This window comes from Arthrobacter sp. CAN_A214 (genome assembly GCF_015751955.1).
Lineage (GTDB): Bacteria > Actinomycetota > Actinomycetes > Actinomycetales > Micrococcaceae > Arthrobacter_D.
Window position 1 is genome coordinate 22,257 of record NZ_JADOUU010000003.1, and the last position, 18,054, is coordinate 40,310.

The following is an 18,054-nucleotide window of genomic DNA, read 5'->3' on the forward strand; positions in this document are numbered from 1 at the left end:
TGTTCATGGTAGCCGTGCGTGCGCCCAGCTTCCGTAGACGGCCTCGGTGTTCAGCGCCAGGCGTCCACACAGCTCCTCGAGGTCAGCGCCCAGTACCTCGGCCATCGAGCGGACCGTGTACGGGAGCACGTAGGACGCATTCGGCTGCCCCCGGTACGGGTGCGGGGTGAGGAACGGTGAGTCGGTCTCGGCGAGGATCAGCGAGGGGTCCGCGACCTGCAGGGCGTTCCGCAGATTCTGGGCATTTCGGAACGTGACGGTGCCGGCGAAAGACATGTACCAGCCATGTTCATTGCAGAGCCGTGCCAATTCCGTATCCCCCGAGAAGCAGTGGAACACCACGCGATCGGGGGCGCCCTCCGTCAGAAGGGTCGCAACGACGTCGGCATGGGCGTCCCGGTCATGGATCTGCAGGGCAAGGCCCAGGCGACCGGCGATGTCGATGTGCCGGCGGAACGAATACTGCTGGCGCTCCACTCCGCTTTCCGGGGTGCGGAAATAGTCGAGTCCGGTCTCCCCGATCGCCCGGATCCGTGGGTGGGCAGCGAGCAGTTCGATCTCGGCGAGCGCTTCTTCGAGCAAACCGTCTTCTGCGAGCATCGGGGCATCATTGGGGTGGATGGCCACGGCGCCCAGGAGCCGTTCGTCGGCCTCGACCGCTTGCACGGTGAAGCGCGATGATTCGAGATCACAGCCCACCTGGACGGCACCCCGCACGCCCGCTGCCGCCGCGGCATCCATGGCACTGCGCACATCGACCTGTACGAGGCCGTCCCGGAAATCGAGGTGGGTGTGGTTGTCGATCACCGGCACCGGAAGTGGCTCGGGCAACGGCGGGTAGTCGGGCTTGCGACGGCGTCCGCCGCCGTCCGCGGCACTATTTACGGTGCCCGGCTGGACGACCTGGTAGGACGCCGGCGTGGTCCCGGCGGAAAAAGGCTGGCTGTTGCACATGGTTCAAGCCTAGCCAGTACCGGAACTTATCCCCCGCGCGGCAGGTTGAGACAGTAACCTGTAGATCACGATCAATCCTGTGCGTCGGGGTCAGCGGGTCCGCGGGCCGCTGACCCGTCGGCTTGTAACCGCCTGTGTGGAAGGTACCGATGGACGTTCAGAACACTGTTGAAGCGCCGGACCTCACAGACGCCGGAGATACCGCGCCGGGAAATGGACCCGGGAGCGGGCCCGGACACTCCTTCTACGATGTCAGCACGAAGATCCTGGAGTCGATCAACACCGTGATCGACGGCAAGCCGGACGCTGCACGGCTCGCCCTCACTGTCCTCCTCGCCGAGGGGCACCTGCTCCTCGAGGACGTTCCGGGTGTCGGAAAGACAATGCTCGCCAAGACCCTCGCCCGCACCATCGACTGCACGGTGAACCGCATCCAGTTCACTCCCGATCTGCTGCCCTCCGACGTGACGGGGGTTTCGATCTACAACCAGGACACTCGCCGCTTCGAGTTCCGGCCCGGACCCGTCTTCGCGAACATCGTGATCGGCGACGAGATCAACCGCGCGTCAGCGAAGACGCAGTCCGCGCTGCTGGAGTCCATGGAGGAGCACCAGGTCACCGTCGACGGCCGGACCCACTTGCTTGGTGAGCCGTTCATGGTGGTCGCCACGCAGAACCCCATCGAGATGGAGGGCACGTACCCCTTGCCCGAAGCCCAGCGTGACCGTTTCATGGCGCGGATCTCAATGGGCTACCCGGATGCCCGTTCGGAAGTGGAGATGCTCGAGAGCCACCAGTCCATCTCCCCGCTCAGCCGGATCCGGCCGGTGGCCACGGCCGCCGACATCGCGGGGATGATGGGACAGGTCCGCGCCGTCTTCGTGTCCCAGTCCGTCAAGGAGTACACCGTCGCGATCGGCAGGGCTACCCGGGAGCACCCCCGCCTCCGCCTCGGCGCGAGCCCCCGCGCGCTCCTTCAGCTGCTCCGGGCCGCGAAGGCCGGTGCCGCCCTCGAGGGCCGCGATTTCGTCCTGCCCGACGACGTCGCTGCCGTTGCCGACGCCGTCCTCGCCCACCGCCTGATGCTGGACCGGAAGGCAACGACGGCGGGCGACACTGCGTCGTCGGTCATCGAGGGCATCATCGCCCGGGTTCCCGTGTCGCGCGAGAACTCCCGGTCGGGTGCCCGGCAAAACCGGGTGAACTGACAGCCGGCTAGGTCCATGACGCTCCTTGACCGACTGCCCTCCAGGGTCCTGACTCCGCGAGGCTGGGGCTTCACCATCGCCGCAGCGGCGTCTCTGCTGTTCGCCCAGACCCTGGGTCGCCGGGATCTGCTCTACCTGGGGGTCCTCCTCCTGTGCCTGCCGCTCCTCTCGGTGCTCATCCTGCGGTGGAGCAAGCCCCGCTTCACCGTGGAACGCCGCTTCTCCCCCCAGTCCATGGAGACCGGTTCCACCACGACCGTGGGGCTCGCACTGGCCTCCTCGGTCCCGTCCGGTGCTTTGGTCCTGATGCAGGAGCAATTGCCCGCACGCTTCGGTGAGGCACCGAAGTTCGTTTTCCCTTCCCATAACCCCACCTCCGACGGAGTGTCACTGTACGAATACCGGCTTCGGTCCTCCGCCCGCGGGATGTACAGGGTAGGTCCGGTTCTCGCCGAGTTCAGCGATCCGTTCGGACTGGGCAAGTCGCGCCACCAACTGGGTGGAACCGACACACTGGTGGTGACTCCGGCGCCCGTCGAGTTGCTGCGGTCCGCCCTCTCGGGCTCGCGCGGCAGCGACGGCATGGCAGCCACCCGGCGCCAAGCGAACCCCAGCGATGACGACGTCATGACCCGCGAGTACCGCCACGGCGACTCGATGCGCCGGGTGCACTGGGCCGCGACCGCCCGGCACAGCGAACTCATGGTCCGGCAGGAGGAGTCAGTGACCGCACCCGAGGCGACCCTCCTGCTCGACCAGCGAACCGGCAGCTTCGGCGCCGGTTTTTCCGCGGCCATCAGGCATGATCACGCACCGGACGAAAACGGTCTGAGTACCTCCCCGACCTTCGAATGGGCAGTGACGGCAGCCGTGTCCATCAGCGCGCACCTCCTCGAGCGCAACTACGCGCTGCGCTTCCTCGACCACCACGGAGCCCCTGCGCTCCTGCGCTCGCCGTCGGCTCCGTTTCCCGGTGAGGAGGAACACCAGGGCCAGGGTGCACTGGCGAACATCGCGGAGGGCCTCGCCGCACTCGAGCCGGCGGCGGAGACGGGGCACGCCGGCAGCTCGGCGGTGCACGGAGGCGAAGCCGCACGATCGGCCGTCCGCCGGCTGAGGGCCAACCGCTCGAATGCTGAACGGGTGGCCGCAGGGGCCGCGTTCGGTGATGAACTGCTGGACAAACTAGCGGCGAACCGACACCGCGGCCCGGTGGTCGCCCTCCTCGGACTGATGACGGCGACCGAGGCGACCGCGCTCGGGGCAGCGTCGGAGTATGGTTCGGCAGCCTTCGCCATCCTCGTCACCGATCGCCCCCGCGATGCCGAGAGCCAGCTTGAAATCCTCCGCTCGGCCGGCTGGCAGGCGTCGGCGGCGTCGCCGGATGCGGACCTCCGGGAGGTCTGGGCCGGACTGGGTCAGACCCCCGCCACCGCGACGGGTGTTCGAACGAGCACATCGGCTTTCCCAGGCACAGCAGCGGAACCCCGCAGGAGATCCTCATGACATCATTACTCGACCGCCCGCCGCAGGAATTGAAGGGGCGCCCGACAGCGCCGGAGCAACGCCGGGCCGCTGATCCCGGGCACTGGTGGGTCACCGGTGCGACACTGCTCGCCGTCCTCGCCTCCGCCACGAGCCTCAACGGCGTGCTGGAACCGTGGACCTGGTTCCTGCCGGTGGTACGGACGGTTGCTCCCATCCTGCTCGTCATGGCAGCCATGAGGGCCCTCCGCCTCCCCGGCAGCGCAGCCGCGCTTGCAGGACTGGTTACGTGGGCCGGCGCGCTGACCGCGCAGTTCTTCCCGGCCCAGAGCATTCTCGGCGTAGTTCCGGGGCCGGGAACGCTGGCGCAGCTCGGGTCGCTCCTTGATGCAGCAGAAGAAACCGTGGTGTCCCAGGTTGCCCCGGTGCTGCCCGGCGACGGCATCCTCCTGGTGGCATGCGCGGCGATCGGGTTTGTCGCCATCCTCGTGGATGTCCTGGCCACGACCCTCCGGATGCCGGCCACGAGCGGGCTTGCGCTCCTGACGCTGATGGTGGTTCCCGCCGTCGTCAAACCCACCGGCGTAGGAATCGGGGCGTTCGTCCTCGGCGCGGCCGCTTACCTCCTGGTCCTCGGCTGTGCGCAACTGCGGGAGACCCGCACCGTCTCCTCGGGAGCTCCGGCCGGGTTCCTCGGTCGCGGACTCGCGATCGGCAGCGCGGCACTGGCCGTGGCCGTCCTGCTGCCCCTGGCCATCCCGGGCTTCAACTCGGGAGCTTTCCCACAGGGCGCGCGGCTGAACGTCTGGGGCAGCGCCACAGGCCTCAATCCCGCGGTGACGCTCGGCAATGACCTTCGGAACCCCACCGGGTTCGGCCGGATCACCTACGCCACCGATTCCTCGGCGCCCCTGTACCTGCGCGCAGTGACCCTCGAAAATTTCACGGGACGGCGGTGGGAACCGGACCAGCGCCTCGGGAACCGCGAGCGCGGACTCGCAGAGATGGGAACCGACCTCGAGCGGAACTCGCTGTCCAACGGCGTCAGCGCCTTCACCCGGATCACCACGCAAAGCTATTCAAGTCCCTGGCTGCTGTCGCCGTACGCACCCGTGGGCATCACCGGGCTGACGGGCCGGTGGTCGTGGGATTCCGAGAACCTCAGCGTGCTCGCGATCGACGGTGGTTCCACAGCCCGTCAGATATACGAGGTACAGAGCGCCATTCCGCAGCTGACGCGCGAGGGCCTGAGAACGATCGGCCCCTCCGAACCGGGTGCTGTCGCCGATGTCTTCACCGACCTCCCCGAGGACACCCCCGACATTGTGAGGGAAACCACCGAAGCGGTGGCGGGTGGCTTCGCCAACCCCTACGACAAGGCCCTGGCCATCCAAAGCTATCTGCGCGGTGCCGAGTTCACCTACTCGGTCGAGGCGCCCGTGGACGGCGGTTACGACGGCAGCGGCATGGACGTCATGGCCCGCTTCCTCGAGGCCAAGGCGGGTTACTGCGTCCACTACGCGGGCACCATGGCGGTCATGGCAAGGGCGGCCGGCATCCCCAGCCGAGTGGCCGTCGGTTACACGCCGGGCACCCCCACCGGCGAGCTGGAGGAAGGTCCGGGGGATACTGAGCTGCGGGAGTTCGTCGTCGATTCCCGCAACGCCCATGCGTGGCCCGAGCTGTATTTCACCGGAGTGGGCTGGGTACAGTTCGAGCCCACTCCCTCACGCGGCGTGGTGCCGGGTTACGCCCAGGCGGCCTTCTCTCCCGTCGGGCCGAGGGCCGACGACATCGACAGCCTCAACCCGGGAACGATACCCGATGCGCTGGTTCCGTCGGGCGACGGGGCGGATCAACCGGCGGGCGGAACGGGCGCCACTCCCGGCGACGACGGCTCGGCCCGTGTCGTCGGTGTCGTCGTCGGAGGCGGACTGATCCTTCTCCTTCTGCCGCTTCTCCTGCGCACCACCCGCACCGGCCTGCGGCGGCGTCAGCTCGTCAGCGGACCGGCGCCGCGAGCGGCCACGACCGCCTGGGCCCAGGCCACCGAGCTGGCCGGTGACTACGGACACCCGCTGCTTCCCACCGACACCCCGCGCGTGTTCGCGGAGCGGCTCCGCGGTAAGGCCGGTTTGCAGGGTGCGCCGTCCACTTCGCTGACGAGACTGCAGCAGGCCTATGAGCGCGAGGAATACGCCTTGCCCGTTCTGCAGCGAGCGGATCAGGAGCTGGACGGGACGACGACGGTCCGGCGGTCCGGCATGCAGAGCCTCTGGGACGATGTCGAGACGGTCATTGTCGCCCTTCGGCAGCGCAGCGGCTGGGGCATCCGGTTGAAGGCGCTGCTTCTGCCGCGCTCCGTGATGAGCCGGCTTCCCCGGAAATACTGAGGAACCGTGTAAGCCCCTGACCCCCGATCCGGGGATCTGGATTTCGGGATCTGGGTTTTATCACCGTCTGCCGGCCCTACGAGCCCAGGGGATCCGCAATGCCGATGTACTGCGTGTAGAGGTACTCCTCGATTCCCTCTGTTCCGCCCTCGCGGCCCAGACCGGACTGCTTCACACCGCCGAAGGGTGCTGCCGCGTTGGAGATCACGCCGGCGTTGAGGCCCATCATTCCGGTGTCGAGCCGCTCGCCCATGCGGAGACCCCGGTTGAGGTCGCGGGTGAAGACGTAGGCCACGAGGCCGTACTCCGTGTCATTGGCAAGTCTGACTGCCTCATCTTCGGTCGCGAAGGTGATGATCGGTGCAACGGGTCCGAAGATCTCCTCCTTGAGGATGCGGGAGGACCGGGGTACGTTCTTCAGCACCGTGGGCTGGTAGAAGTATCCTGCACCGTCCACGGGGGCACCTCCGGTCACTATTTCCGCGCCGTCGTCCTGCGCCGCGGACACGAGGTCATGCACCTTGTTCCGGCTTTTCGCGTCGATCAGCGGTCCCAGCTTGGAGTGCTCCTCCGTGCCGCGCGCCGGTGTCATCGCCGCCATCCGGGAGGCCAGCTCGGCGGCGAATTCGTCGGCGACCGACTCGTGCACGATGAACCGGTTTGCGGCGGTGCATGCCTCGCCCATGTTGCGCAGCTTCGCGAGCATCGCCCCGTTCACCGCCGACTCCAGGTCCGCATCCTCGAAGACGAGGAACGGCGCATTGCCGCCGAGCTCCATCGAGGTACGCAGGACCTTGTCCGAGGCCGCCGCGAGCAGGCTCCGCCCCACCGGAGTGGACCCGGTGAAGGAGAGCTTCCGGAGCCGGGAGTCCCTGATCAGCGGGCCGGTGACACCGCCGGCGTCGGTGGTGTGAATGACGTTCAGCACCCCTGCAGGCAGCCCGGCCTCCTCCATCACCGCGGCGAACAACGACGACGTCAGTGGCGTGAGGTTCGCCGGCTTGAGCACCATGGTGCATCCGGCGGCGACTGCCGGGGCGATCTTGCGCGTAGCCATCGCGAGAGGGAAGTTCCACGGTGTGATGAGCAGGCAGGGCCCTACCGGCTTCTTGTTGACGAGGAGCCGTGACTTGCCGTCCGGTGCCACCGAATAGCGCCCCGACGTCCGCACCGCTTCCTCCGAGAACCACCGGAGGAACTCGGCGCCGTAGGTCACTTCGCCGCGGGCCTCGGCAAGCGGTTTGCCCATTTCGAGGGTCATGAGCAGCGCGAAGTCCTCGGCGCGCCGTGTCACGAGCTCGAAGGCCCGCCGAAGAATCTCACCACGCTCACGGGGCGCTGTCCGAGCCCAGTCGTCCTGGGCGGCAACGGCGGCGTCGAGTGCTGCAACACCGTCTTCCGGCGTCGCGTCGGCAAGCGACCTCAACGTCTTGCCTGTTGCCGGATCCTCGACGTCGAACACTGCACCCGAGGAGGAGCCCCGCCATTCGCCGCCGATCAGCAGGCCTTGCGGCACCTGCTCCAGCAGTTCGTTCTCGCGGGTGGCGGTCACAGCGGTGACGGACATGGGGGCACTCCTCGGTCAGAGATGGCAGCGCAGGGGCTTCCCGTACGCAGCAAAGTTCACGCTTCACGCTAGCCGCGGGGTGGAATCGGTGTCCAGACTTCGCTGCACGGCCGAACCGGGGAAGCGCTGGTCACTTGCACAACCGGCGCGGCGCGGAGGTTGGCAACCGGCGCAACGCGGGGGTGGCGCCGGGTGGCGGCGCCGGGCTTCGACGTACCCTAGATTATGACGACTAACTATGTTCGAGGCGCCTCGGCCAGCAGCGCGGACTCCCGGGCCGAGATCGTGGGCCTGCTGAGCCGCCATGGCGCGAGCGATGTGCGGTGCATTTCCGAGCAGCGCCGGACGGCAATCGTCTTCTCCTCGGGTGACCGCCAGTTCCGCCTCCTGCTCACAGGCCCGGCCGGGTTCCCTGACGAAACCGACGACTCGGGCCGCGAAAAGGCGGCCCGTCGGCGCTGGCACACCCTGGCCCTGCTGGTGAAGGCGAAACTCGAGGCCGTCAACGCCGACATCGTGACATTCGAGCAGGAGTTCCTCGCCTACACCCTGCTTCCGAACGGCCGCACCGTGTATGAGAATACCCAGCAGGCCATCCTGAGGGCCTATGCGTCCGACTCCTCGCTGCCGCTGGAAGCACGGTCCTGATCTAGCGCGCGGCAATCACTGCTGCATACAGTTCACGCTTGCTGACCCGGGCGTCCTCCGCGATCGTCGCGACCGCCTCCTTGAGCCGGGCGCCGTCGGCCACGAGTTTCTGCACCGCCGCAACGGAGTCCTCGGGACGTGACGGCGGAGCCTCGGGAGCGCCGCCCACCACCACCGCGATCTCCCCGCGCACCTCGCTGTCCTGTGCCCACTGGAGCAACTCGAGGAGTGTGCCGCGCAGCACCTGCTCATGCACCTTGGTCAGCTCGCGGGCCACCGCAGCGGAGCGGTCCGAGCCGAAGGCCTGCTGCAGGGAGCGCAGCATCGGTTCGAGCCGGTGCGGTGCCTCGAAGAACACCATGGTGCGTCGTTCGGCAGCAAGTTCGGCAAGACGCCCGGCGCGCAGCCCGGGTTTCCGGGGCAGGAATCCCTCGAAGCAGAACCGGTCCGTCGGCAGGCCCGACAGCGCGAGCGCGGTGAGCACCGCCGAAGGCCCGGGCGCGGCGGTGACCTGGATCCCCTCCCCCACCGCGGCTTCGACCAGCCGGTAGCCGGGGTCCGACACCGAGGGCATCCCGGCGTCGGTAACCATCAGCAGTGTGGCTCCGGCACGGACGAGGTCGAGCAGTTCCCCGGTCCGGCTGTCCTCGTTGTGCTCGTGGTAACTGATGATGCGTCCACCCACCGTCACCCCGAGGGACTGCACGAGGCGGTGGAGCCGGCGCGTATCCTCGGCGGCCACGACATCCGCACTCTCCAGCAGGCCCAGCAGGCGCTCGGTGGCATCGCCCATGTTACCGATCGGAGTTCCGGCGAGAACCACCCGACCCTGGGACGCGCCGTCGCCGGCGGTCCCCCGGTAGGCCGCGAACTGCGTCTTGCCGGCGTCGGTGGTCTTTCCGCTGCTGTCTTCTCCTGGCTCGCTCACCGATCAAGCCTAGCGCTGTATCGACCCGCGAGACGGGGTAGGCGCGTTTCCGCCGCCTGGCCTCGAAGGGTTCCAGCAGCGCTGTAGCCTGAGGGGATGGGGAACCATCACCACCATGCGGCGGGTGCGGCGCCCGGTGGGTTCCACCGCGGCCCGCTGGCCGCAGCCCTCGCCGTCACCCTCGTTGTCTTCGTGCTCCAGCTCGTGGGGGCGCTCTGGACCGGAAGCCTTGCTCTCCTCTTCGATTCCGCCCATGTCTTCACCGATGCTGCAGGCCTGGCCATGGCGCTGGGTGCCGCGGCCCTTGCCGCCCGCCCGGCCACGGCGCGCCGGACGTGGGGCTTCCGGAGGGCTGAAGTGGTTGCCGCGATGGCGCAGGCCGGCGTGCTCCTCGCCGTCGGGCTCTATGTCCTCGTCGAGGGAATCCAGCGCCTCATCACGCCCACCGACGTCGCCTCGCGGGAACTGCTGGTCTTCGGGATCATCGGCCTGCTGGGGAACCTCATCGCCCTGCTCATCCTCTCCCGGCACCGCGCCGCGAACTTCAACCTGAGGGCGGCCTTCCTCGAGGTCCTGGCCGACGCGCTGGGCTCGGTGGCCGTCATTCTGGCCGCCATCGTCATTCTGCTGACCGGCTGGATGCGAGCCGACGCCGTCGTCGCCATGCTGATCGGCGTGCTGATCCTGCCCCGGACAATGAAACTGCTGCATGCGACGGTGAATGTGCTGCTGGAATCCACGCCGGCCGGCATCGATCCGGATGCCGTGCGGGAGCACATCTGTGCGCTGCCGTCGGTGCGCAATGTCCATGACCTGCACATCACCCAGATAGCCACCGGTTTGCCGGTGCTCACCGCGCACGTGGTGGTCGACGACGACTGCTTCACCAGCGGTGACGCCCACCGCGTACTCGATCAGCTCCAGACCTGTGTTGCCGAGCACTTTCCTGTGAGCATCGAACACTGCACCTTCCAGTTGGAGCCGGTCAGCCACCGCCTGCACGAGGACGGGCTCGCGCACTAGGTGCAGTGCGCCCGCGTGCTGGGCGCGTGTGTTGGGCCCGCCTTCTCCGCCGGTAGCATGGCACCTGTGAGCCACACCGCCGTTCGAGAGCCCGGGAAGAGCGCCTCGGGAGCCTGGCTCGCTGCTCCCCGGGAGGCCTTCACCGAGGCCGCGCTGGTCCGCCGGCTGGTGGGCGCGGCGGCTCCGGGCGGACCGTTCACCTGGCTTCTGCCGCTGGCGATGGCCGTCCTCGCGGGCCTGCTGCGGTTCATCCGGCTGGGCGAACCGGGCTCCCTCGTGTTCGACGAAACGTACTACGTCAAGGACGGCTACTCGATGCTGCTCTCGGGCTATGAGCGCGAGTGGCCCGAGGACGCCAATGACTCCTTCAACGCAGGGAACCCGGACGTTCTCCTCCCCACTGCCGACTACGTGGTGCACCCGCCGGTGGGCAAGTGGATGATCGGTGCCGGCATGCTCCTCTTCGGGGCCGACGATCCGTTCGGCTGGCGCTTCTCGGCCGCGCTGGTGGGAACGCTGTCGGTGCTGCTCATCGCCTTCGTGGCCCAGCGCCTGTTCAGCTCGTCTCTCCTGGGGGCGGCGGCGGGGCTGCTGCTCGCCGTCGACGGCCACCATCTGGTGCACTCACGCACCTCACTGCTCGATATTTTCCTGAGTTTCTGGATCCTCGCCGCCTTCGCCGCCCTGCTGAAGGATCGGGACCAGGGACGACGCCGGCTGGCGCGGTCGCTGTCGGCCCTTGCCCGGGCAGCCCCCGACTGCGTGCCGACAGGGGCACAGCTGCGCTACGGGCCGTGGCTCGGCGTGCGTCCGTGGCGGATCGCCGCCGGCGTGTGCCTCGGTCTGGCGCTCGGCACCAAATGGTCGGCACTACCGTTTCTCGCCGTTTTCGGGCTGATGACCGTGGCGTGGGACCTGAGTGCACGGCGCATCGCCGGAGTGCACCGCTGGATCGTGGGCGGCGTCCTGCGGGACGGGCTCCAGGCCTTTGCGGCGCTGGTGCCTGTTGCGGCGCTGACCTACGTCGCCTCCTGGACCGGTTGGCTGCTGTCCACCGATGCGTACGGGCGGCAATGGGCACTCACCAATCCCTCCTCACTCTGGGGCTGGGTGCCGCCCTCGCTCCGCTCGCTCGCCGAGTACCACCGCAGCGCCTTCAGCTTCCATGAGGGCCTCGGCTCGGACCACCCGTACGAATCGAGCGCCTGGACCTGGCTCCTGATGGGCAGGCCCACCTCGTTCTACCGGGAAACCCTGGGCGCCGAGCAGGGCTGCGTGGTTGAATCCTGCTCCCAGGCGGTGACGGCCCTGGGGAACCCGCTGATCTGGTGGGGTGCCGCCGCCGCGCTGGTGGTGCTCCTGTTCGTCTGGGCCGGGCGCCGTGACTGGCGGGCGGGAGCGGTGCTGGCCGGCATTGCGGCCGGTTACCTGCCCTGGCTCCTGTACCCGGAGCGCACCACGTTCTTTTTCTACGCCGTGTCCTTCGAACCATTCCTGATCCTGGCTCTGGTGCACTGCCTGGGGCTGGTCCTCGGCGCCCCGGAGGGACAGCGACAGGGAGAGGCTCAACCAAGGCTCCAGGACCCTGCCCGCCGTCGCGTGGGGATCGCCGTCGTGGGCATCTTCCTGGTGGCCGCCGTGGCGCTGTCCGCCTTCTTCCTGCCACTGTGGACCGCCGAGGTGATTCCCGACGACCAGTGGCGGATGAGGATGTGGATGCCGAGCTGGATCTAGCGGATCCGCGGCTCAAGACCAGCCGCGTAGCGGGCCTGGTGCGCCTCCTGCGCTGTCCTCGACCGTTCGCGCCTCGCTTTGGTGGGCCAGGTGAGGATCAGGGTCAGCAGTGTTGCGAGGAGCACGATGGCTCCGACCGACGCTGCGGCGTCCGTCCAGAACTGTTCCGGGAAGAGCCGGATCAGGGTGTCGTCAACGCGGAACGTCCATGACCCGTCGGCGAAGAACAGCGCGTGGATCTGGGTGAAGAAGGTCTGCCAGGCGAGGATTGCGGCAACCGCGAGGGCCATGATCAGTACGAGGGTGATCACCGCACCGGAGAAAAGCGCCCGGCGGACGCCGCCCTTGTATTTGCGTGCCAGGTAGATGCAGGAGGCAACGGCGACCACGAACAGCAGGAAGGCCGCTCCGAAGGAAAGCTGCAGCACGGCCTTCACATCCTCCATGTGACCCACTTCGGAGTCGAGGAACAACTGCCCGCCCCCCGGGGTGACCAGGCCTGCCAGGTAGCGCGCCGGTGCCAGGTTGACGACGTAGTCGAGCGCGTAGGAGCCGTACGTCATGCGATCCTCGGGGGAGAAGCCGTAGGAGTCGGCGGGGAAACCTGGGCGGTGGTACTCGATCCAGAGGAACGCCGACGTCGTCACCGCACGTACCGCTCCTGCGAGCACGATGACGGGAAAGAGGACGGCGATCAGCACCTGGAGGAAACGGGGCAGGCCCGGCTTCGGGGCAACGGCCTGCTCACGCTGCGCTGCGCGACGCGCCACCTCGTCGTCGGACGGCCGCAGGGTGAGGGCTCCGGTGTCCGAGGGAGGTTCAGCGTACCTCCGGGCGTCGTCGGCCGGGACACGGCTGGACACGGCTCCGGCGGACAGGGGAACGGCCGGCACGGGAGCGGGAGTGACACCTGCGGCTGCGGGCGCCCCGGTGGGCGGCGCGTCCGTCTGCGACGGTTCCGCCGGCAGCGCGGCAGTGCGTGGAGAGGCATCGTCGTGCTCGCCGGTGTCGTTCAGCCGTGGCGCGGGCCGGGCATCCTCGGCGGTGTCCTGCTGCCCGCGGGCGTTGTCGGTGTCGGCCACTGCGTAGGTCTCCTAGCTATGCACTGCGCCGCTCGGGACGGCATGTCCTTTCGAGGGTACCGGCCGGACATGCGGCAGCGCGGGAGGCTCCCCGAACGACGGACCGGACCCGTTCAGGCCGTGCGGACGGTCTCACCCCGGTCGACGGCGTCGAGGTCGCCCGTTGCACCCGCCTTCACCGCACGGCTGCCGAGGAGGAGGGTGTAGGTCCAGTACGCCGCGAGGACGAGGAACCCGACGGCGATCCGCAGCCATGCAGGAAGCGTGCTGGGCGTGATGAAGCCTTCGACGAGGCCGGAGACGACGAGCACGAGCACCAGTCCGAGGGCCACGGTGATGAGCGACCTGCCCTCCTCGGAGAGTGACGCCGCACGGGTTCGCCGTCCCGGTGCAACCCAGGCCCAGAAAATGCGCAGTCCGGCAGCGGCTGCAATGAAGATGGCGGTCAGTTCCATGAACCCGTGCGGCAGGATGTAGAGGAAGAAAACGTCGAGCCTGTCGTAGGCCGCCATCATGCCGCCCGCCATGCCCACCCCCTGCGCGTTCTGATAGAGGATGAAGGGGGCCCAGATGCCGGTCACCCCGAATGCCACCGCCTGGAGTGCGATCCATGCGTTATTGGTCCAGACGGCTCCCGCGAAGGAGGCCGCCGGATTCTCGGAGTAGTAGTCGACGAAGTCCTCCTCCACATACTGCCGGAGCTCCTGGTCCGTTCCCATGGCGGCGATGACACCCGGCGAATTCGCGACCCATGCGCCGTGCAGCCAGGCGACGCCGACGAACAACACACCGACCACCACCGTCAACCAGCGGATGCGGTAGAAAGCAGCGGGCAGGGAGAAAAGGAAGAACCGGGCCAGATCCTCGAGAAAGTTGGAGCGGGCACCCGTGAAACGCGTCCGCGCCCTCGACAGCCGCATCGACAGCGCACCGGAGAGCGCGCTTTCCGGGTCCACGGAGCGGATCATCGACAGGTGCGTGGACACGCGCTGGTACAGCATCAGCAGTTCATCGGACTCGGGACCGGACAACCTGCGCCTGCCCACCAGCGCATCCAGCCGCTGCCAGTCAGGGCGGTGCACTTCAACAAAGGCGTCGACGTCCATGCCAACACCCTATAGTTCCCCGCTCCACCTCCGGCACGCCTCTCCTCCCGCTCCACCGGGCCCGCGGCGGAAGCGTCCCGTCCGCTATAGGCTGGGCACGGAACAGCAGGCCGGCACCAGGTAAAGGGGGCTTCCGGTGAGTTCGGTGGTAACGGGCGAGGCAGTCGTCCTCGAACTGCGGCCCGCAGGGTTCGCGGCCCGCGGCCTCGGGACCCTCATCGACGTCGGAGCGCAGCTTCTCGTCGTGTTCGGGCTGGTCCTCCTGCTCGCAGATACTCTTGACGGCGCGTTCGACCCGGCGCTCACCGGCGCGCTGGTCCTCATCCTGGTTGTCCTGGTCTTCGTTGTCGTCCCGGTGACCATCGAGACCGTCACGCGCGGCAAGTCCCTCGGACGCCTGGTCATGGGACTCCGGATCGTGCGCGACGACGGCGGTGCCATCCGCTTCCGGCACGCCTTCCTGCGCGGGATGGTGGGTGTCCTCGAGATCTATCTCCTGCTCGGGTCGCTCGCCTTCGTGGTGTCCCTGTTCAATGAGCGTTCCAAGCGGCTCGGCGACCTCCTCGCGGGAACCTACTCGATGCGTGAACGGGTAGTCGTGAAGCCGCGAGCCGCGGTGGGAATGCCTCCGCGGCTGCAGCCGTGGGCCTCGACGGCCGACATCGCGCGCCTGCCCGATCCACTGGCGCGGCGGGTCTCCCAGTTCCTCGCACAGGCGCCCCGCCTCACGCCTTCCGCCCGCTCCGTGCTCGCGGCGGAACTCGCATCGGAAGCGAGCCTCCTCGTCTCTCCCCCACCACCGCGGGGCACGCATCCCGAGGAGTTCCTGCACGCCGTCATCGCCGCACGGCGCACCCGTGAGTTCCGGGCGATGTCCCTCCAACGGTCCCGCGTCGTCGCCACCGCCGAGCGGCTCCATCGACTGCCGTTCGGGCAGGACGGCAGGAACTGAAGAGGCACGCAACTCCGGTTGCGTGCCTCTTCCGCCGGACGGAACGTTCCGGGCATTCCAGCTGGATCTGTCAGTACCGGTACTGGTTGGACTTGTACGGACCGGCGATGTCGATGTCCAGGTACTCGGCCTGGCCCTTCGACAGTTCGGTGAGCTCCACTCCGAGAGCGTCGAGGTGGAGGCGTGCCACCTTCTCGTCGAGAATCTTGGGCAGGACGTACACCTGATTCGCGTACTCGGGGTTGCCCTCGGCGTCCGCCTGCTGCCATTTCGTGAAGAGCTCGATCTGCGCGATGGTCTGGTTCGCGAAGGAGTTGCTCATGACGAAGGAAGGGTGCCCGGTAGCGTTGCCAAGGTTCAGCAGGCGTCCCTCGGACAGCATAATGATCGAGTGCTGCGCGGTTCCGTCGGCCTCGCTCTCCGGGAAAACCCACTCGTGGACCTGCGGCTTGATCTCGATCTTCCCGATGCCTGGGATGCGCGCCAGCCCTGCGATGTCGATTTCATTGTCGAAGTGGCCGATGTTCCCGACGATGGCCTGGTGCTTCATCTTCGCCATGTGGTGCGCCATGACCACGTCCTTGTTGCCGGTGGTGGTGATGAAGATGTCGCCCTCTCCCAGAACCGATTCGAGTCTGGCCACCTGGTAGCCGTCCATGGCCGCCTGAAGCGCGCAGATCGGATCGATCTCGGTCACGATCACGCGTGCACCCTGCCCGCGCAGCGCCTCGGCGGCGCCTTTTCCGACGTCGCCGTACCCGCAGACGACGGCGACCTTGCCACCGATCAGGACGTCGGTGGCGCGGTTCAGGCCGTCGGGCAGCGAGTGCCGGATGCCGTACTTGTTGTCGAACTTGGACTTCGTCACGGAGTCGTTCACATTGATGGCGGGGAAGAGCAGCTTGCCCTTCGCTGCGAGCTGGTAGAGACGCAGGACCCCCGTGGTGGTCTCCTCGGTGACCCCCCGGATGCCGGCGCCGATGGCGGTCCACTTCTGCGGTTCGGACCCGAGGGTGCCGCGCAGGGTATCGAGGAACACCGTGTACTCGTGGGAGTAGTCGGCGTCGCCCTCCTGCGGATTCGCCGGCACAGCACCCACCGCCTCGAACTCCGCACCTTTGTGCACGAGCATCGTGGCGTCGCCGCCGTCGTCGAGGATCATGTTCGGTCCCCGGCCGTCAGCCTGGCCCGGCCAGGTGAGGATCTGGGTGGCGGTCCACCAGTACTCCTCGAGGGTCTCGTTCTTCCACGCGAACACCGGAACGCCTGCAGGCTCCTCGATGGTGCCGGAACCGACCACGACGGCGGCGGCGGCCTCGTCCTGGGTGGAGAAGATGTTGCAGGACGCCCACCGGACCTCGGCGCCCAACGCGGTCAGCGTCTCGATCAGCACTGCTGTCTGCACCGTCATGTGAAGGGATCCGGCGATCCGGGCGCCGGCGAGGGGCTGGGCGTCACCGAACTCGCGCCGCAGCGCCATGAGGCCCGGCATTTCGTGCTCCGCGAGGCGGATCTGGTGGCGGCCGGCTACGGCCAGTGAGAGGTCTGCAACCTTGAAGTCGAATGTCATGGGGTTCCTAGGATCGGGCTGGGTTCTCGAGTAGTTCGGGGCGAAGAAGCACGGGGATGCCTTCCTCAAGCCGGTATTCCAGTAGGGCGCCGTCCGGGCCCGGCGCTGTCGAGGTCAGGCGGCCGCCGTCCTCGACCAGCAGCGATCCCGTGACCGGGCAGCGGAGGATATCGAGCAGTTGCTGGGGCAGATTCGCCATTGCTGAAACTTTCCGGGGAGGACAGACGGTACGGAGATTCCCTTCAAGGATACCGTTGACGGCCGTCCCCGGCCGAACCAGGAGTACGTACGCGACTAGTGTTCCCGGAGGATCCGGAGGTGGCCCCGGCGCGGTCCGCCGCCGTCAGGGGGTGGCTCGATGGGTAGCTTCGTTCCCCGGTGGACGGCCGCCGCAGGTTGGGCGGAGCGGTCAACTGCCGCTTCGCGGACAGCGTCGGCGAGCGCGAGGAGGTCATCGGAATTGTGTTCCGGCGGTGCGGTCGGCAGAGTCAGGCGCACCACCTCCCAGCCCCGGGGGACGGTGAGCCGCTCGGCATGGAGTGCACAGAGATCGTACGTGTGGGGCTCCGCGTAGGTGGCCAGGGGCCCGAGGACCGCCGTCGAATCGGCGTACACATAGGTAAGCGTGGCCACTGCCGAACGCTGGCAGGCTGAACGCGAACATGAACGGATGAATCCCACGAGGGGAAAGCCTACCGTCCTCCAGCGGCCCGGCGGCATTTCGACAGGCCATTCGCCTCCGCCGATCGGAGGGCCGCCTCCCGGACCGCCCTCCAGCCTGCTGGCTCGAGGCCTCGCCGGACAGCAGGAAGCGCCGGTGCAACATCGCTCATCCGCTTCGGCGGATTCGCGCTGCGCGGATGCGTCGGCGGGGCAATGGGCTTACAGTCTTTATATGCGGGAAGCTTCAACATTTTCGGTGAACCTGACCGAAGCAAAGGGTCCCGGCCCCTTGGCCGGACGGTCGTTCTTCGAGCGTCGCAGGAACCGCCGTGGGCGTGGAATGCGGGGGGAGCTGATCGGTTCGCACCTGCCCGGCTTCCGCACCCGTTCTGAGCAGTTCGACGAGTGGGTGATGGAATCGGCCCAGCGCCTCGAGCGGCTGTGGGGCGAGCGCATCCAGGATCTGCAGATCGTGGTCCAGGAGATTCCCGACGGCCTCGAGGACAGGACTCCCGGGAGCCTGCGCGGTCTCCTCGGGGCAGCCACCCCTGCCGTACCCGGACGTCCAGCAGTGATCACGGTCTTCCGCCATCCCATCGAGATGGCGGCCAAGGGCATCCTCCCGGTCAACGAACTCGTGCATGATGTCGTGATCGAGCAGACGGCGGAACTGATGGGTATGGCACCGGAAGCCGTGGATCCTGCCTACGGGCGCTCACAGGCCTGACCGCAAAGCTCCCC

At 67.9% G+C, this 18,054-nt stretch carries 16 protein-coding genes; 8 read left to right on the forward strand and 8 right to left on the reverse strand.

The genetic code is table 11. The features are described 5' to 3' along the window. Positions 1 to 3: 3 nt before the first annotated feature. Positions 4 to 954, reverse strand: coding sequence for a TatD family hydrolase (locus IWX65_RS03695; RefSeq protein ID WP_196881103.1), 951 nt, complete (start codon positions 952 to 954; stop codon positions 4 to 6). A gap of 149 nt (positions 955 to 1,103) precedes the next feature. On the opposite strand from IWX65_RS03695, the gene IWX65_RS03700 reads away from it, so the two are divergent. Genes IWX65_RS03700 through IWX65_RS03710 form a run of 3 tightly spaced genes read left to right on the forward strand, consistent with a single transcriptional unit; the run spans position 1,104 to position 6,040 of the window. Then, positions 1,104 to 2,162, forward strand: a complete 1,059-nt coding sequence (locus tag IWX65_RS03700) for an AAA family ATPase (protein ID WP_196881104.1) — start codon at positions 1,104 to 1,106, stop codon at positions 2,160 to 2,162. Positions 2,163 to 2,177: 15 nt separating this feature from the next. Continuing rightward, positions 2,178 to 3,668 (forward strand): DUF58 domain-containing protein, encoded by a 1,491-nt coding sequence (locus tag IWX65_RS03705; protein ID WP_196881105.1) that lies wholly within the window; start codon positions 2,178 to 2,180, stop codon positions 3,666 to 3,668. Continuing rightward, positions 3,665 to 6,040: a transglutaminase family protein gene (locus IWX65_RS03710; RefSeq protein WP_196881106.1), complete on the forward strand. Its 2,376-nt coding sequence runs from the start codon at positions 3,665 to 3,667 to the stop codon at positions 6,038 to 6,040. Before IWX65_RS03705 ends, IWX65_RS03710 begins: the two co-directional genes overlap by 4 nt. 76 nt (positions 6,041 to 6,116) lie before the next feature. On the opposite strand, the gene IWX65_RS03715 is transcribed toward IWX65_RS03710, so the two are convergent. Further along, positions 6,117 to 7,607: an NAD-dependent succinate-semialdehyde dehydrogenase gene (locus IWX65_RS03715; RefSeq protein ID WP_196881107.1), complete on the reverse strand. Its 1,491-nt coding sequence runs from the start codon at positions 7,605 to 7,607 to the stop codon at positions 6,117 to 6,119. A 225-nt stretch (positions 7,608 to 7,832) separates the two neighbouring features. On the opposite strand from IWX65_RS03715, the gene IWX65_RS03720 reads away from it, so the two are divergent. Further along, positions 7,833 to 8,255, forward strand: a complete 423-nt coding sequence (locus IWX65_RS03720; protein WP_196881108.1) for a hypothetical protein — start codon at positions 7,833 to 7,835, stop codon at positions 8,253 to 8,255. Between the two features lies 1 nt (position 8,256). On the opposite strand, the gene rsmI is transcribed toward IWX65_RS03720, so the two are convergent. Then, positions 8,257 to 9,078: a 16S rRNA (cytidine(1402)-2'-O)-methyltransferase gene (rsmI, locus tag IWX65_RS03725; protein WP_334683668.1), complete on the reverse strand. Its 822-nt coding sequence runs from the start codon at positions 9,076 to 9,078 to the stop codon at positions 8,257 to 8,259. Positions 9,079 to 9,279: 201 nt separating this feature from the next. Between rsmI and IWX65_RS03730 the strand changes: the two genes are divergently transcribed. Together IWX65_RS03730 and IWX65_RS03735 are read left to right on the forward strand one after the other, a co-directional pair. Further along, positions 9,280 to 10,206, forward strand: a complete 927-nt coding sequence (locus IWX65_RS03730) for a cation diffusion facilitator family transporter (protein WP_196881110.1) — start codon at positions 9,280 to 9,282, stop codon at positions 10,204 to 10,206. A gap of 57 nt (positions 10,207 to 10,263) precedes the next feature. Continuing rightward, positions 10,264 to 11,940 carry a dolichyl-phosphate-mannose--protein mannosyltransferase gene (locus IWX65_RS03735; RefSeq protein ID WP_196881111.1) on the forward strand — a complete coding sequence of 559 codons (1,677 nt, stop codon included), beginning with the start codon at positions 10,264 to 10,266 and terminating at the stop codon, positions 11,938 to 11,940. Here IWX65_RS03735 and IWX65_RS03740 read toward each other — a convergent pair. After that, entirely contained in the window at positions 11,937 to 13,022 is a 1,086-nt protein-coding gene (locus tag IWX65_RS03740) for a TIGR01906 family membrane protein (RefSeq protein WP_334683627.1), read from the reverse strand. The two genes, IWX65_RS03735 and IWX65_RS03740, sit on opposite strands and share 4 nt — an antisense overlap. 113 nt (positions 13,023 to 13,135) lie before the next feature. Then, complete coding sequence (locus IWX65_RS03745; protein ID WP_196881112.1) at positions 13,136 to 14,128, reverse strand: stage II sporulation protein M; 993 nt, start codon at positions 14,126 to 14,128, stop codon at positions 13,136 to 13,138. A gap of 136 nt (positions 14,129 to 14,264) precedes the next feature. Here IWX65_RS03745 and IWX65_RS03750 point away from each other — a divergent pair, with 136 nt between their 5' ends. Beyond that, positions 14,265 to 15,080 (forward strand): RDD family protein, encoded by an 816-nt coding sequence (locus IWX65_RS03750; protein WP_196881113.1) that lies wholly within the window; start codon positions 14,265 to 14,267, stop codon positions 15,078 to 15,080. Between the two features lie 70 nt (positions 15,081 to 15,150). Here IWX65_RS03750 and ahcY read toward each other — a convergent pair whose 3' ends face one another. From ahcY to IWX65_RS03765, 3 genes are all read right to left on the reverse strand, one after another. Continuing rightward, the gene (ahcY, locus tag IWX65_RS03755) at positions 15,151 to 16,650 is read right to left on the reverse strand and encodes an adenosylhomocysteinase (protein WP_196881114.1); all 1,500 of its coding nucleotides are present in this window, start codon (positions 16,648 to 16,650) and stop codon (positions 15,151 to 15,153) included. A gap of 7 nt (positions 16,651 to 16,657) precedes the next feature. Further along, on the reverse strand, positions 16,658 to 16,849 hold the full coding sequence (locus tag IWX65_RS03760; RefSeq protein ID WP_196881115.1) for a Trm112 family protein: 192 nt from the start codon (positions 16,847 to 16,849) through the stop codon (positions 16,658 to 16,660). Positions 16,850 to 16,944: 95 nt separating this feature from the next. Then, positions 16,945 to 17,331: a DUF3499 domain-containing protein gene (locus IWX65_RS03765; protein WP_196881116.1), complete on the reverse strand. Its 387-nt coding sequence runs from the start codon at positions 17,329 to 17,331 to the stop codon at positions 16,945 to 16,947. Positions 17,332 to 17,602: 271 nt separating this feature from the next. Here IWX65_RS03765 and IWX65_RS03770 point away from each other — a divergent pair, with 271 nt between their 5' ends. After that, a complete protein-coding gene (locus tag IWX65_RS03770) occupies positions 17,603 to 18,040 on the forward strand; it encodes a metallopeptidase family protein (protein ID WP_196881117.1) in 438 nt (145 codons plus the stop codon). Positions 18,041 to 18,054 lie beyond the last annotated feature (14 nt).